This window comes from Bradyrhizobium sp. MI1.3, assembly GCF_055811695.1.
This window is the reverse complement of the sequence record NZ_JBVVPQ010000017.1, coordinates 38,997-54,809: the sequence shown is the minus strand read 5'-3', so window position 1 is coordinate 54,809 and position 15,813 is coordinate 38,997. Positions and strand designations below refer to the sequence as shown.

Annotated in this window: 11 protein-coding genes; 9 read left to right on the top strand and 2 right to left on the bottom strand. The window is 64.7% G+C overall.

The genetic code is table 11. From position 1 onward, the window contains the following. Positions 1-80 precede the first annotated feature (80 nt). The gene (locus AC0L3A_RS15030; protein WP_354127070.1) at positions 81-2,342 is read right to left on the bottom strand and encodes a marine proteobacterial sortase target protein; all 2,262 of its coding nucleotides are present in this window, start codon (positions 2,340-2,342) and stop codon (positions 81-83) included. A 183-nt stretch (positions 2,343-2,525) separates the two neighbouring features. On the opposite strand from AC0L3A_RS15030, the gene AC0L3A_RS15025 reads away from it, so the two are divergent. Together AC0L3A_RS15025 and AC0L3A_RS15020 are read left to right on the top strand one after the other, a co-directional pair. Next, positions 2,526-3,296: a helix-turn-helix transcriptional regulator gene (locus AC0L3A_RS15025; RefSeq protein ID WP_007598058.1), complete on the top strand. Its 771-nt coding sequence runs from the start codon at positions 2,526-2,528 to the stop codon at positions 3,294-3,296. A gap of 48 nt (positions 3,297-3,344) precedes the next feature. Continuing rightward, positions 3,345-4,868 (top strand): glycosyltransferase family 2 protein, encoded by a 1,524-nt coding sequence (locus AC0L3A_RS15020; RefSeq protein ID WP_219679679.1) that lies wholly within the window; start codon positions 3,345-3,347, stop codon positions 4,866-4,868. 83 nt (positions 4,869-4,951) lie between these two features. Here AC0L3A_RS15020 and AC0L3A_RS15015 read toward each other — a convergent pair whose 3' ends face one another. Beyond that, positions 4,952-6,502 carry an acyl-CoA synthetase gene (locus tag AC0L3A_RS15015; protein ID WP_354127069.1) on the bottom strand — a complete coding sequence of 517 codons (1,551 nt, stop codon included), beginning with the start codon at positions 6,500-6,502 and terminating at the stop codon, positions 4,952-4,954. 265 nt (positions 6,503-6,767) lie between these two features. On the opposite strand from AC0L3A_RS15015, the gene AC0L3A_RS15010 reads away from it, so the two are divergent. The 7 genes from AC0L3A_RS15010 to AC0L3A_RS14980 all read left to right on the top strand — a co-directional run bounded on the left by AC0L3A_RS15010 (position 6,768) and on the right by AC0L3A_RS14980 (position 15,709). After that, complete coding sequence (locus AC0L3A_RS15010; protein ID WP_354127068.1) at positions 6,768-7,904, top strand: acyl-CoA dehydrogenase family protein; 1,137 nt, start codon at positions 6,768-6,770, stop codon at positions 7,902-7,904. 123 nt (positions 7,905-8,027) lie between these two features. After that, positions 8,028-9,191 carry an acyl-CoA dehydrogenase family protein gene (locus tag AC0L3A_RS15005; protein WP_354127067.1) on the top strand — a complete coding sequence of 388 codons (1,164 nt, stop codon included), beginning with the start codon at positions 8,028-8,030 and terminating at the stop codon, positions 9,189-9,191. Then, entirely contained in the window at positions 9,191-9,847 is a 657-nt protein-coding gene (locus AC0L3A_RS15000; RefSeq protein ID WP_354127066.1) for a glutathione S-transferase family protein, read from the top strand. Before AC0L3A_RS15005 ends, AC0L3A_RS15000 begins: the two co-directional genes overlap by 1 nt. Positions 9,848-10,145: 298 nt before the next feature. Then, the gene (locus tag AC0L3A_RS14995; RefSeq protein ID WP_007598047.1) at positions 10,146-10,946 is read left to right on the top strand and encodes a helix-turn-helix domain-containing protein; all 801 of its coding nucleotides are present in this window, start codon (positions 10,146-10,148) and stop codon (positions 10,944-10,946) included. Between the two features lie 193 nt (positions 10,947-11,139). Beyond that, on the top strand, positions 11,140-12,006 hold the full coding sequence (locus AC0L3A_RS14990) for a beta-keto acid cleavage family enzyme (protein ID WP_219679653.1): 867 nt from the start codon (positions 11,140-11,142) through the stop codon (positions 12,004-12,006). A 113-nt stretch (positions 12,007-12,119) separates the two neighbouring features. After that, complete coding sequence (locus AC0L3A_RS14985) at positions 12,120-13,736, top strand: acyl-CoA carboxylase subunit beta (protein WP_219679651.1); 1,617 nt, start codon at positions 12,120-12,122, stop codon at positions 13,734-13,736. After that, a complete protein-coding gene (locus tag AC0L3A_RS14980; RefSeq protein ID WP_354127065.1) occupies positions 13,733-15,709 on the top strand; it encodes an acetyl/propionyl/methylcrotonyl-CoA carboxylase subunit alpha in 1,977 nt (658 codons plus the stop codon). The genes AC0L3A_RS14985 and AC0L3A_RS14980 overlap by 4 nt, the downstream gene beginning before the upstream one ends. Positions 15,710-15,813 lie beyond the last annotated feature (104 nt).

The window sequence follows — 15,813 nt, the reverse complement described above, 5'->3', positions numbered from 1 at the left end:
ACAACAAAAAGGCGCGCGCGGCCGTTGGTGTGGGACGGGCAGCCGCGCGCGCTAACAGAGGAGTTCGGGGAGCTCCTCTCTCAAGCGGCGTCAGTGAGCAAGGACTGACGCCGGTTGAACACGAACAGGATCATGGCGAGCAGGATCAGGATCACGCCTGCGGTCATCTTCAACTCGGCCGAGGTCGCGGTCTTGGGCAGGCGGATCGTATCGGTTGCCGCCGGCGTCGGCCGCCTCGTGGCCGACTGGCTGCGCGCATCGGCGTGACGCTCGCGGAGTTGCGCCGGGACCTGCTGGCGTTCGCCAAAGACCTTCGCGAAATCCCAGCCGGCCGGCAGGTTGATCGGCAATTCGCTGAGCTTGAGCGGCTCACCCTCGGGACGGCTCGGCGTCTTGTCGACCGCGACGAGGCTGGTGAGTCGGGTGACGATCTGATGGTCGAGCGCCAGTGCCAGGATCGCCTTGTCGGAATCTTCGGGCGTCATCTCGCGCAGGGTGCGCGCCACTTCGGCATCGTCGATCTTGCGCTTGGCCCAAAGCTTCGACAAGCCTTTGCCTTCGGCCGCATTTTGCAGCGGCAGCGTCACCGACCATGGGCGGTCGCCGACGCGGCCCTTGATCTCGACCGAGCCCGCGAGCGTGTCGAGCTTTGCGGCCAGCACCAGCGGCTCGTCGCGATAGAGGTCGGGAATGATCGCCGGTGTGACGTCGGCCTTGGCTTCGGAGAACTTTGCGCTCAGGCCGGTCACGGCCGGGTTCTCGAGCTTGGCAAACAGGCCGCGCATGCGCTCCTCGATCTGCTCGACCGAGCCGATATGGGTGAAGGCACCGCGGCCGAGCTCGGCGGCGCGCGTCATCAGATAGGTGTTGGGCGCCGACCCGATACCGACCATGAACACGCGCGAGCGGCCGCGCATCGCCGTGATCGTTTCGAACAATTGCTGCTCGTTGCCGATCGCACCATCTGTCAGGAATACGACCTGGCGAACCATGCCGGCGTCGCCGAGCTTGTCGGTCAGCGCGGCCCGCATCGCCGGCACCATCTCGGTGCCGCCACGCGCCTGCAGCGCGCTGACGAACGAGGTGGCTTCACCGACACGCTCGGCATCCGCCGCCATTGAGGCCGGAAACAGCACGTCCATGGTGTCGTCGAAACGGATGACATTGAAACGGTCGGTCGGCTGGAGACGGGAGAGCGCGTAGGTGAGGCTCGCCTTGGCCTGAACGATCGACGTGCCGCCCATCGAGCCGGAATTGTCGATCACGAATATCACCTCGCGCGGCCGTGGCTTCTGCGTCGCCTGCTCGGCGGCGGGCGGGGTGACGAAGGCGAGCAGATAATCGGTGTCGCCGACGCGCTCGCGGAATAAACCAACCGACGGCGCCTTCGCGGCGGCCGGCTTCCAGGTCAGTTCGAAATCGCGGTCGGCAGGCACGGCACCGTCGGCAAGCGTGACGATTCGCGTCGTATTGTCCGGGCTCTCGACCTTGACGTTGTGGTGGGGGCTCTTGACCTCGCCGAGCGCAAAGCCGGCGTTCAGGCGTATCGTGATGCTGGTCGGGTTGACCGGTGGATTCCTGGCGGGATCCAGCACGGGCGGCGAGATGCGGTCGCGGTCCGGCACCGGGTCCGAATTCGTCGCGCCCCAGCCGGAGCCATCGTTGCGGAAATCGACGCTCTGGACGATCGGCGCCGGATTGTAGCGCGGTCCGACCACCAGCGGCAGGCGCAGCGAATATTCGTTGCCGGATTGATGCACCGGTTCCTGATATTCGATCTGCACCAGCACGGTTTCTCCGGGACCGATATTGGCGACCGAGTTCGTGAAGATATTCGGCCGCTCCTGTTCGGTGAGCGCGGCCTTCTGGCCGGCCCGGCGCGCCTCTTCGTAGATCACGCGCGCCTGCTGCCGCTCCTTGATGTCGCCGACGATGACGCGATTGCCGACCACCATCTTCAGCGAATCGACGGCACCGCCGGCGGGGAGCGGATAGACATAGGTCGCCTCGGCCCAGTCCTTGGTCGGATTGCGGAAGATCTGGGTGACGCGGGCGCGCAATGTCGGGCCCGACACCGTGATGTCGACGTCGATGCCGAGGCGGATCGCTTCCGTGTAGGCGCGATCCTCCTTCAGAAGCAGGGTGCCGGACTTGGCGTCGCCGGGCTGAAGCAGGCTGGCCTGCTCCGTCGTCGCCGACCAGCCCGGCTCCAAGCTCACCAGCAGCGCCACGAAGGCGACCAGCATCACCGCGATGCCCTGCGCCAGAAGGAACAGTCCGACCACGATGAGTCTGCCCAGCCAAGGGTGTTCGTTGCTGTCCGTCGTGTCGTAGGTATCCATTTGGCCTGCTCCCGAGGATGTTTGCTGGCTCTGAGCATCGGCCAGGACGGCGCGGTTTCGCGAGCAGAATGATCGGCAATGTTCCGCCACGGCCGGCCCCGCCGGCCGCCTCCGAGATGGCCAAGTGCGGTTTTGTGCTGGTTTGTCCGCCCTGCTAGGATGCTGTCCTGGAGCAGGGCCACGATGCAGACGCAGGACAAATTCACCGACAAGCAGCTTTCGGACGAGCAGAGCCGCGAGATTGCGGAGACCATCCGTGAGGAGCTCGCCAGGCGCCGGATCTCCCGGCAGGCGCTGGCCGAGCAGGCCAAGCTCAGCCTGTCGACGCTGGAGAAGGTGCTCGGTGGCCGACGGCCGTTCACACTGGCGACCACAGTGCGGCTGGAGCAGGCGCTGGGCGTCTCCCTGCGCAGAAGCGCCGCCGTGGTGACGCCTCCGGCCGCAAACGATGTCGCGCCCGACAGCCTCGGCTCCTATGCGCATCGCGCGGTGACCTGGCTCGAGGACGTCTACATCACGTTGCGACCGTCGTTCGGCGACAAGGACGCGATCTTCGCCTACCGCACCGAGATCGTCTGGGAGCCGAAGGTCTCTTCACTGGTGTTCCGCGAGGGGGAGCGGACCGATGCCGCTTATGAACACACCGGCGAGGTCGCCGTGCCGCATCAGTCCGGCTTCATCTATCTCGTCATCATCAAGCATGGCCAGCATCGCGTAATCACCGTGTCGCGGCCGACGGTCGCCGGCGAAATGTACGGGATCATCTCGACGCTCCGCGCCGGCCCCGGCTCGCAGCTGACGCCGATCGCAGCGCCGATCGCCTATGTGCCGCTTCGAAACTTCGCGAAGCCCTCGCTGGGTCGGGTCGCGCCCGGCGATGCCAACCATGAACTGTACCAAAAGCACCTGCGCCGAACGGTGGAAGAATCGTTCGCGCTGTTTCTGTCGGTATAGTCCGCAGGAAATTATCCGGAATGACGCGGCATGCGTCTATAAGGGGACATGCAGGACGCGCCCGCACTCGATGACGGCGAATCTCCGCTGTTCTCAATCATTATCCCGCTCGAATCTCACCGCGGGCAGTGGGAGATGTCCTGGCTCGGCTGGACGTCGCAGACTGCCGACAAATCGCTCTACGAGATCATTTTGGTCGTGCCACCGGATTTCACGGCACGCGAGCAGTTGAAGACGCTGGCCGGCAACAGGGCTCGACTCGAATTCACCGATTCCGAACACGACATCGGGCTCTGCGCATTTGGCGCGACGAAGGCGCGCGGCAGCTATCTGTTCTTCACGGAATCGCACTGCCGGCCCGAACCCGACGTGATCGAACTCTGCATTCGCGCGATCGATGCTCATCCCGACTGGGCCGGCTTTTCCTGCCGTTCGATCCCGATCTGCCATAACCGGTTATCCGTGGCAGAGGCCGCCATGTACAAGGCCGACATCGAGTTCGGTATGAAGCAGCATCCCTGGCGCAAGGTGCTGGATCAGTGTTTCGTGACGCGGCGAGACGTCTACTGGGAATGCGGCGGCCTGCGCGAAGAGCTCGGTCATTTCGCCGAATGGGTGCTTGCCGCCGCCTATCACGCGAGAGGCCATTCCATCGGCTATCTCGAGGAGGCGCGCTTCCATCACTACTATGTCGGCGAGATCGACGAGCTGAAGCAATTCACGCTCGACTTCGTGCAAGGCGAGATTCGCTATCTGAGCGAGGCCCGCAACGATCCCGGCAGCGAGCTGCTCGACGTTCCGATCGAGTGGAGCTCGCGGAGTGAGGCCGGCACGTCGCTCGCCCGCAATGCACTGAACGCGCTCCTGCGCTACAGCCTCGCTGGCGGCGGCCGAGGACGGTCCGGCGAGAAATTGCTGGCGTTATGGCGTTGGGCCGTGCCGGCGCTGCTCGGCGATCTCGGCGCGCGCGCTTTCGCGCGGCTGGGGGCATGGCACGCGCGGGCCGTACTGGTCGTTCTGACGGCCGCCGGATCGAGCGAGGCGATCGCGCGATGGATGCGGCGATACATCGCTGCGCTGATCCGGCATCAGAGACTCGATTGCATTCATCGTCTCGGGCGAGATGCGCGGTCTGTCGGCGGCTTTCTTGGTGGCCACGTTATCGCGCAGATCGGATTCCATGCCGAGGAGTTCTCCGCCGGTTACACTTTCCGCTGGAGCGAACCGGAGGCTGCCGTGCGCATCAAGGGGATGCCTGGCCGCACCATCCTTCGCGTTCGAAGCCCCGCGCTTCGCGCGCCGCTGGATACGATCGACACGCGATTCTATATCGACGGCACGCCCGTCGCCCCCGAAGCGGTCGTGACCGGTTATGACGGCTACACGCTGAGACTCGATCTGCCGCCGTCAGGCATCGCCACCCTCGCCTGGGCATGCCCTGTGTTCAGGGGCGTCGGCGATTCTCGTCGTCTCGGTCTGGCCGTCGCGGGCGTCGACGTCGGCCACGACATGATCGAGGTCGAAAGCGCGGGCCCCCCCGCGCTCACCGAAGAGAATAGCGGCCCTTCATGAAAATTCGTTAAAATTCCTTGGGGTTTCTTCTGGGTTGGAACACGCACGTCAAAAAGAAAAGCGCCCGCGAGAGAGCGCTTTCATCAGGCGTTGGCGGCTTTCTTGTCGACTTCGGAAGTGACCGAGAATTCCTTGCGCAAGGTCGGCTTGTGGATCTTGCCGGTGGCGTTGCGAGGTAACGCGTCGACGAAGCGGACCTGGCGTGGACATTTGAACCGCGCGAGATTCGCCGCGCAGTGTGCGAAGACATCGGCCTCGGTCAACCGCTGGCCGGGCTTGGCCGCGACGATGGCGAGGCCGACCTCGCCCCATTGCACATCGGGAATGCCGATCACGGCGGCTTCCGCGATGGCGTTGAGTTGGTGCAGGACGTTCTCCACTTCGGCCGGATAGACGTTCTCGCCCCCGGAGATGTACATGTCCTTCCAGCGGTCGACGATGTAGTAAAAGCCTTCCTCGTCGACGCGTGTCGCGTCTCCCGTGTGCAGCCAACCGTCGGTGAACGACGTTTTGTTCGCCTCCGGCCTGTTCCAGTAGCCGGGCGTGATGTTCGGTCCCTTGACCCAGAGTTCGCCGAGCTCGCCGACATCGGCGTCGCTGCCATCAGGACGTACGATGCGCACTTCCGTGTGCAGCACCGGCTTGCCGGCGGAGCCGGCTTTCCGTGCCGCATCCTCGCGGTCGAGCACCAGCACGGCCGGCGAGGTCTCGGTCATGCCGTAGCCCTGCTGGAGCGCGACGCCGCGCGCCTCCCACACCTTGAGCAGCGGCACCGGCATCGGAGCGCCGCCGACACCGCCGACGATCAGCCTGCCGAGGTGGGTGGTTGCGAAGGCCGGATGCTGGGCCATGAATTGGTAGATCGCGGGCACGCCGAAGAACACGTTGATGCCCTGCGCGGGATCATTGATCAGGCCAAGCGCCGTGCCGGGATCGAAGGCGCGCATGATCATCACGGTGCCGCCCGCATGCAGCACCGGATTGGTGTAGCAATTCAGGCCGCCGGTGTGGAACAGCGGCAGCACGGTGAGCAGCACCGAGGACGGCCCGATGCAGGCGGGGCCGCCGAGATTGACGCAATTCCAGAAGGTCATGCCATGGGTGATGGTGGCGCCCTTGGGATGACCCGTCGTGCCGGAGGTGTACATGATGGTCGAGACGTCATCGAGGGTCACTTCCTCGATTTTCTCGAGTGGCTTTGCGGCGGCGATGCCGGCCTCGTAAGTCCCGCCGGGGCCAAGCAGCAGGCTCGTCTCAATGCCGCAGAGCCTTGCCACGGCAAGCGCCGTTTCGGCGAGATCGGTGTCGTGGATCATCACCTTCGGGGCGCAATCTGCGGTGATGAACTGGAGTTCGGGAACGGTGAGCCGGGTGTTCAGTGGCACGAAGATCGCACCTAATCGCCCGCAGGCGAATTGCACCTCCAGCGTATCGGTCGTGTTCAGCGCCAGCACCGCGACCCGCTCGCCGCGCGAGACTTTCAGTGTATTGCGCAGGAATGAAGCGAGACGAGAGATGCGCGCGTCGAGCTGCGCATAGCTGAAGCGGCGCTCGCTCGCGAGGTCGATCACCGCAATCTTGTTCGGCGTGCGGCGGCCATGGTGGGCGATCCAGTCGTAGTAACGAACGGCCAAGAATTCCTCCCTCGGCGGTTTGGTGCCGCCCGCGTCCCTATTGCCATGCACCATGCCCGGCATGGCCCTGGGGCCAGCCGGAGTTTGTGCACCACGCCTTTTTTTGATCCGGAGTTGGCGCGCGAGCGGTGAAAATCGTCTTGCGTTGAGTTGCTAGAGCGGGCGCTGCTCGGAAGCGGCCGCCGGCCAGCCACTCCGCGCAAGTGAGCCGCCAAGGTTCCGGCCATGGTGGACGAGACGAATCCGCCAGCGAGGCGAGAGTGCGATGATGAGCCCGTTCTATACCGCCGAGCATGACGCCTTTCGCGAGGTGATGCGCCGCTTTGTCGACAAGGAGATTGCGCCCTTCGCCCACGAGTGGGACGAGGCCGGCGAATTCCCGCGCGCGCTCTATCGCAAGGCGGCCGAGATCGGGCTCTTGGGGCTCGGTTTTCCCGAGGAATATGGTGGGATCGCCGCCGACCAGTTCATGAAGATCGTCGCCAGCCAGGAGCTGGCGCGGGCTGGCGCCGGCGGCATCAGCGCCAGCTTGATGAGCCATACCATCGGTTCGCCGCCGGTCGCGAGGGCTGCGCGCCCCGAGGTCAAGGCGCGCGTGCTGCCTCAGGTGCTCGCGGGTGAGAAAATCTCTGCCCTCGCGATCACCGAGCCGGGCGGCGGCTCTGATGTTGCGGGCCTCCGGACCAAGGCGCGGCGCGACGGCGATCACTACGTCGTGAGCGGCGAGAAAACCTTCATCACCTCGGGTATGCGTGCCGACTATCTGACCGTTGCGGTGCGCACCGGCGGCGAGGGCGCCGGCGGCGTCAGCCTGCTCCTGATCGAGGGGGATACGCCCGGCCTGTCGCGGACAAAGCTGAAGAAGATGGGTTGGTGGGCCTCTGACACCGCGACGCTGCATTTCGACGAGTGCCGCGTACCGGCGGAAAACCTGATCGGCGAGGAAGGCCATGGCTTCAAGATCATCATGCGGAATTTCAACAGCGAGCGCATGGGCATGGCGGCGGGCTGCACCGCGTTCGCGCGCGTCTGCCTCGACGAGGCGATCGCCTACGCCAAGGAGCGCAAGACCTTTGGCAAGCCGCTCGCGCAGCACCAGGTGATCCGCCACAAGATCGTCGACATGGCGCAGAAGGTCGCCGCTTCGCAAGCGATGCTTGAGATGCTGGCCTGGCGGCTGGAGCAGGGCGACAGCCCGGTCGCCGAAATCTGCATGATGAAGAACCAGGCGACCCAGACCATGGCATTCTGCGCCTCGGAGGCCGTGCAGATTTTTGGCGGCGCAGGCTTCATGCGCGGCATCAAGGCGGAGCGCATCTATCGTGAGGTCAAGGTCAACGCGATCGGCGGCGGCACCGAAGAGATCATGAAGGATCTGGCGTCGCGGCAGATGGGGTTGTGAAGGACGCCGTCTTTCCGGGGCGGCGCGTAGCGTCGAACCCGGAATCCATCGAGCCGCAGATGTCGCAGAAGAATGGATTCCGGGTTCGCGCTTCGCGCGTCCCGGAATGACAAAGGGAAAGAAATGCTGTTCACCGCCGACCACGACGAGATCCGCCGTTCCTTGCAAAAATTCATCGCCAACGAGATCAATCCTCATGTCGATGAATGGGAAAAAGCCGACATCTTCCCGGCGCACGCGCTGTTCAGGGAGATGGGCAGCCTCGGCTTTCTCGGGCTGAACAAGCCGGTCGAATTCGGCGGCTCCGGCCTCGACTATTCCTATGCGCTGATGATGGCGGAAGAACTCGGCGCCATCAATTGCGGCGGCGTGCCGATGGCCATCGGAGTGCAGACCGACATGGCGACGCCGGCGCTGGCGCGGTTCGGCTCCGATGAAGTGCGGCGCGAGTTTCTCAGCCCCTCGATCTCAGGCGATTACGTCGCCTGTATCGGCGTCTCCGAGCCCGGCGCAGGCTCCGATGTCGCATCGATCAAGACCAATGCGCGCGGGGACGGCGACGATTATGTCATCGATGGCGGCAAGATGTGGATTACCAACGGCACCCAGGCCGACTGGATCTGCCTGCTCGCCAATACCGGCGACGGACCCGTTCACCGCAACAAGTCGCTGATCTGCGTGCCCATGAAGACCAAGGGCGTCACCGTCGCGCGCAAGCTCGACAAGTTGGGCATGCGCTCCTCCGACACTGCGCAGATCTTCTTCGACAACGTCCGCGTGCCCAAGCGCAACCGGATCGGCGAGGAGGGCAAGGGCTTTACCTACCAGATGATCCAATTCCAGGAGGAGCGGCTCTGGGGTGCGGCGGCCTGCCTGAAGGCGCACGAATACATCATCAACGAGACCATCGAATACACCCGCAATCGCAAGGCCTTCGGGAAGTCGATCCTCGACAACCAGGTGGTCCACTTCAAGCTCGCGGAGATGCAGACCGAGGTCGAGCTGCTGCGCGCGCTGATCTACCGTGCCGGCGAGGCGTTGGTGGCGGGCGAGGATGTCACGAAACTGGCGACCATGGCCAAGCTGAAGGCCGGCCGGCTCGGGCGCGAGCTCACCGACGCCTGCTTGCAATATTGGGGCGGAATGGGCTTTACCAACGAGACGCCGGTCAGTCGCGCCTATCGCGACAGTCGCCTGACATCGATCGGCGGTGGCGCCGACGAGGTCATGCTGATGGTCCTGTGCAAGACGATGGGCACGTTGCCCGGGAGTAAAGGTAACGCCTGATGATCACGCTCTATCATTGCGACGCCGCGCGCTCGTTCCGTCCGCTCTGGATGCTGGAGGAGATGGGGCTGCCCTATGAATTGAAGATGCTGCCGTTCCCGCCGCGGGTCTTCGCCAAGGAATACCTCGCGCTCAATCCGCTGGGCACGATTCCCTTCATGGTCGATGGCGAGACGAAAATGACCGAGTCCTCCGGCATCTGCCACTATCTCGGCACCAGGCATGGACCGACGCCACTGATGGTCAGACCCGAAGATCCCGCCTATGGCGCGTTCCTGAACTGGATGTATTTCAGCGACGCCACGTTAACCTTCCCGCAGACGCTGGTGCTCCGATACACCCAGCTCGAGCCGGAAGAGCGCCGCAATCCGCAGGTCGCCGGCGACTATGCCAAGTGGTTCTTGGGCCGCCTGCGCGCGGTCGAGGCAGCCACCGCAAATACCGAGGCCTTGTGCGCGGGCCGCTTCACTGCCGCCGACATCGTGATCGGCTACGCGCTCCGCCTCGCGGACAATATCGGGCTCGCCAAGGATTTTGGGCCAAATGTCGCAGCCTATTGGGCGCGCTTGCAGCAACGCGATGGCTTCAAGCGCGCGGTTGCTGCGGAGCAACAAGCCGGCGTCGAGCAGAACGTGGCAGCAAGAGTGAGGGCGTAATTATCGTCCTGGCGAAAGCCAGGACCCATTACCCCAAGGATTTGTTTGGCGACGAGTCGCGGTTGTCGCCCTGGCGCTGCAACTTCCCACTGGAGTAATGGGTCCTGGATCGGCGCTCCGGTCCGCTGCGCTTGTCCAGGACGACGATGTTGGCACGAGTTCCGGGTCGTCCACCACGCTCCCGGACTGCCGCTGTTTTGCGCTTCATGATAGCGCTATCCCGCCGTGACAGCGCCCAGATTTCCGCTAAGGTGACCTCCGTCCGCAGCGGCCAAAGAGCCGCGCGAGGAGGATCCCAATGGAAGATACCGGTCGCGAATCCGACCATTTGATGCTGATCACGCCGGAGCGGGTGTTCTATGCCGGCCTGCTCGGCCGCCCCCGCAAGCGAACGCCCGGCTGCTGTCATGTCTATGTCGCGGTCAAGGGCAGCCTGCATCTGACGATCGACGATGCCCTCGCCACCGGCGAGCTGTTCGTTACCTTGCCGAACCAGCGGCATTCCATTGCCAGTGACTACCGCACCGCGATCAGCGTGACGCTGGAGCCGGAGAGCATGCCCGATGGCGTGATCGAGATCCTGGCCGAGCGGCTCACCGGACCCGACAGGGCCGTCTATGCCCGCAAGATCCTCGCCGCCTACGCGCTGCTGCGCCAGCGTCGCTACGGCGACATCACCACCGCCGAATTCGACGAGATGTGTTTTGGCGAAGCGCTGCCGCGCCGCGTGCTCGATCCCCGTGTGACGCGCGCGGTCGCCCGGATCGGCCGCTTCACGGGTGAGCCCTTGACGGCGGACACTTGTGCGGCGGACGCCGGACTTTCCGCTTCGCGTTTCCTGCATCTGTTCAAGGAAGAGACCGGCATCTCGTTCCGCTCCTTCCGCGCCTGGAAGCGTGCGCGTCACCTGCTGCACTTCGCCAACCAGGACCTCAACCTCGCCCATCTCGCGCAGGACATCGGCTATCCCGATTCCACCCATTTCAGCCACTCGATCCGCCGCTTCTACGGCCTGAAGCCGCGCGCGATCTTCGTCGGCTCGCGGGATCTTGCGATTTATCGCAGCACCGAGACGGTGAGGCTGGCGGAGGCGAGTTGATCGCTTCGTATGGTGGATTAGCCGAAGGCGTAATCCACCAATTCTGCCTCCGAGGAAGCTTAAGAGGTGGGTTACGCCTTCGGCTAACCCACCCTACGGCATCTCGTTTTCCAGCTTCTCCGCGCAAGAAGCCGCATGCCGCCCATCACATGATCGCAAACGTTGAACTATCAACGTGCGAGACATTCAAGGCATGAGCGACAAGGCTGTCATCACCTGCGCGCTGAACGGCGTGCTCACCGACCCGAAGCAGCACAACGTGCCTGTCACGCCCGAGCAGATGGCGCGCGAGGCCAAGGCTGCGTTCGATGCCGGCGCGTCCATCATGCACATCCATCTGCGCCAGCAGGCACCGGACAAGGGGCATCTGCCGTCCTGGGAGGTCAGCGTCAGCAAGGAGATCCAGCAGGCGATCCGCGAAGCCTGCCCCGGCGTGATCATCAACCACACCTCGGGCGTCTCCGGGCCGAACTACAGCGGTGCCCTGGATTGCATCCGCGAGACCAGGCCGGAGATCGCCGCCTGCAATGCCGGGTCGCTGAACTATCTGAAGGTGAAGGCCGACAATAGCTGGGCCTGGCCGCCGATGATGTTCGACAATGCGGTCGAGAAGGTGAAGGATTACCTCGACGTCATGAACGCGGTCGGCACCATCCCCGAATTCGAATGTTTTGACGTCGGTATCGTCCGCTGTGTCGGCATGTACCGCCAGGTCGGCATGTACAAGGGCCCGCTCGAATATAATTTCGTGATGGGCGTCGCCTCCGGCATGCCGTCGGATCCCGATCTGTTGCCGATCCTGATCAAGCTGAAGCGTCCCGAAGGGCATTTTCAGGTCACCGCGATCGGCCGCGAAGAGATCTGGCCGCTGCACCAGCGCTGCGCCGAACTCGGCGGTCATCTGCGCACCGGTCTCGAAGATGCCTTCTATCTCGCCGACGGCAAGAAGGTGACGTCGAACGGCCAGCTGATCGAGGCCATCGCCGCCTGCGCCCGTCGTGCGGGCCGCGAGATCGCGAGCCCGGCGGAAGCGCGGAAGATTTTTGGGACGAATCGCTGAATGTAGCCCCAGCCGTCATTGCGAGCAAAGCGAAGCAATCCAGAATCTTTCTGTTGAGGCAGTCTGGATTGCTTCGTCGCTTCGCTCCTCGCAATGACGGGTAGGAAATAATCATGTCCATTCTCGAAAACACCATTTCCCCCGGCAGTGCCGCCTATCGCGCCAACCGCGACGGCATGCTCGGCCTGATCGACCGCATGCGCGCGCTGGAAGAGCGCACGCGTGCGGCGTCGGCCGCGGCGAAGGATCGCTTCCACAAGCGCGGCCAGCTGTTGCCGCGCGAGCGCGTCGCGCTGGTGCTCGATCCTGGCGCGCCCTTCATCGAGCTGTCCACGCTCGCCGGCTACATGTTCGACGTCTCAGATCCGGACAAAAGCGTGCCCGGCGGCGGCGTCATCGCCGGCATCGGCTTCGTCTCGGGCATCCGCTGCATGGTCAGCGCCAACGATTCCGGCATCGATGCCGGCGCGCTTCAACCTTACGGCCTGGACAAGACGCTGCGGGTGCAGGAGCTCGCGCTGGAGAACAAGCTGCCCTACGTCCAGCTGGTTGAGAGCGCAGGCGCCAATCTCCTGCGCTACCGCGTCGAAGACTTTGTCCGTGGCGGCAACATCTTTCGCAACCTCGCGCGGCTTTCGGCGGCCGGGCTGCCCGTCGTCACCGTGACGCATGGCTCTTCGACCGCCGGCGGCGCCTATCAGACCGGCCTGTCGGATTACATCGTCATGGTCCGTGGCCGCACCCGCGCCTTCCTCGCCGGGCCGCCGCTGCTAAAGGCCGCCACCGGCGAGATTGCGACCGAGGAGGAGCTTGGCGGCGCCGAGATGCACACGCAGGTTTCCGGTCTCGGCGATTATCTTGCCGAGGACGACCGCGACGCCCTGCGCATCGCGCGCGAGATCATGGCGGCGCTGGAATGGGAGCGGCCGGACAAGGGAGCCGCGCAATACAAGCCGCCGCGCTACGACCCGGACGAGCTGCTCGGCATCATGCCGATGGACCACAAGCGCTCCGTGGACATGAAGCAGGTCATCGCGCGCATCGTGGATGATTCCGACTTTACCGAGATGGCGCCGAACTACGGCCCGGCCACCGTCTGCGGCCATGCCCGCATCGAGGGCCAGGCGATCGGCATCGTCACCAACAACGGCCCGCTCGATCCGGCGGGTGCCAACAAGGCGACGCATTTCATCCAGGCCTGCTGCCAGACCCGCACGCCACTCCTCTATCTGAACAACACCACCGGCTACATGGTCGGCAAATCCTACGAAGAAGCCGGCATGATCAAGCACGGCTCCAAGATGATCCAGGCGGTGACGTCGGCGACGGTGCCGCAGATCACCATCTATTGCGGGGCTTCGTTCGGCGCCGGCAATTACGGCATGTGCGGGCGCGGCTTCCATCCGCGCTTCTGCTTCTCCTGGCCCAACGCCAAGACCGCCGTGATGGGCGGTGAGCAGGCCGCCGAGACCATGGCGATCGTCACCGAAGCCGCCGCAGCCCGCCGCGGCAAGCCGGTCGAAAAAGAAAAGCTCGATGCGATGAAGGCGCAGATCATCGGCGTGTTCGACGGCCAGATGGACGTGTTCTCGACCAGCGCGCGCGTGCTCGACGACGGCGTGATCGATCCGCGCGACACCCGCGCGGTGCTGTCGGAAGTGCTCGCCATCTGCCGCGAGGGCGACGCGCGCACACCCCAACGCATGCAGTTTTCGGTGGCTCGCCCATGAGGAACGGTTCAACGCAGCACCGGCCGTTCTTCAAGGTCCTGATCGCCAATCGCGGCGAGATCGCGCTGCGGGTGATGCGCAGCGCGCGGCGGCTCGGCCTCGGCGTCGTCGCGGCCTATTCGGATGCGGATAGCAATGCGCTTCATGTGCAACAGGCCGATCAGGCCGTACGCATTGGCGAGCCGCTGCCGGCGCAGTCCTATCTCAACATTCCCGCGATCGTTGCGGCCGCAAAGGCCAGCGGCGCGGATGCCGTTCATCCCGGCTATGGCTTCCTCGCCGAGAACGAGGAGTTTGCGCAGGCCTGCAAGGATGCCGGGCTCGTCTTCATCGGCCCCTCGCCGCAGGCGATCGAGGCGATGGGTAACAAGGCCGGTGCCAAGGAGATCATGAAAAAGGCCGGCGTCCCCGTCGTGCCCGGCTATCAGGGCGCAGACCAGGGCGACGAGGTGATGCTCGTGGAGGCCAAGAAGATCGGCTTCCCCGTGATGATCAAGGCGGTCGCCGGCGGCGGCGGGCGCGGGATGCGGCTCGTGGCGGATGCCAATTCGTTCCCCGACGCACTGCGGAGCGCGCGGTCCGAGGCGAAGGCGGCGTTTGGCGATCCGACGGTGATCCTCGAACGCGCCATCCAGAATCCCCGTCACATCGAAATTCAGGTGTTCGGCGACAGCCATGGCAATGCCATCCATCTTGGCGAGCGCGACTGCTCAGTGCAGCGGCGGCACCAGAAGCTGATCGAGGAGGCACCGTCGCCCGCAGTGACGCCGGAACTGCGCGGAAAGATGGGCGAGGTCGCGGTCGCCGCGGTGAAGGCGCTGCGCTACGAGGGCGCCGGCACGCTGGAGTTTCTGCTCGACGCGAGCGGCGAATTCTATTTCATGGAAATGAATACGCGCCTCCAGGTCGAGCATCCCGTGACCGAGGCGATCACCGGGCTCGATCTCGTCGAATTGCAGCTGCGCGTCGCGCGCGGCGAGCCGTTGTCGGTCAAGCAGCAAGACATTCACTTCACAGGCCACGCCATCGAGGTGCGGCTGTGCTCCGAGGATGCCGCGCATGATTTCATGCCGCAGTCCGGGCGCATGGCGCGCTGGCAGGTGCCTGACGGCATTCGCGTCGAGCACGCGCTGCAATCAGGCTCCGAGATTCCGCCGTTCTACGATTCCATGATCGCCAAGGTCATCGGCCATGGCGCGACACGCGAGGAGGCGAGGGCGCGCCTGATCGTCGGCCTGGAGCAGCTCACCGCTTTCGGCGTCACCACCAATCAGGTCTTCCTGATGGCATGCCTGCGTCATTCCGGCTTCGCCAAAGGCGAGGCGACCACGGCGTTCATTGGCGCGCACCGCGACGAGTTGCTGGCGCCGCGCGCGGACGCCGCATTCGATATCGCTTTGGCCGGCCTGCTGCTCTACGTCACGAACCCGCAGGCACCGGCGTGGCGCCGCGGACGGAGCCTCGCGGCAACGTTCCCGCTACCGGCGAAGATCGAGATCGCAGGCCATGGGTATGAGCTCGAACTCTGGCGCGAACGCGATGGCAGCTACATTGTTGGCAGCGACGGCCGGCAGGACAAGTTCGAGATCGACCAGCTCGATTTCGACGTGATCCGCTTCCGCCATGACGGCGTGACGGACAGCGCGAAATTCCTGCGCGACGGCGACCGGCTGTACGTCCAGCGCCGCGGGATCCCGGTCGCTGCCGCCGATCTCACGCTCGCCGCGCCAAAGGCGGCCGCAAGCAACGGCGGCGACGGCAAGGTCCGTGCCGCCATGAACGGCCGCGTCGTTGCCGTCCTGGTCAAGCCGGGCGACCGCGTCACCGCCGGTCAGCCGGTGCTCACGTTGGAAGCGATGAAGATGGAGCACGTCCACAAGGCCGGCATCGATGGCGTCGTCGCCGCGATCGACGTCGCCGAGGGCGAGCAGGTGACGACGGGGAAGATTGTCGCCGAGATCGGGGCTGGGTAGAGCGGCAAGTGTAGCTATCGTAGGGTGGGCAAAGGCGCGCAGCGCCGTGCCCACCATCGTGCGGCGATTGCGATTGAATGGTGGGCACGCTTCGCTTTGCCCAC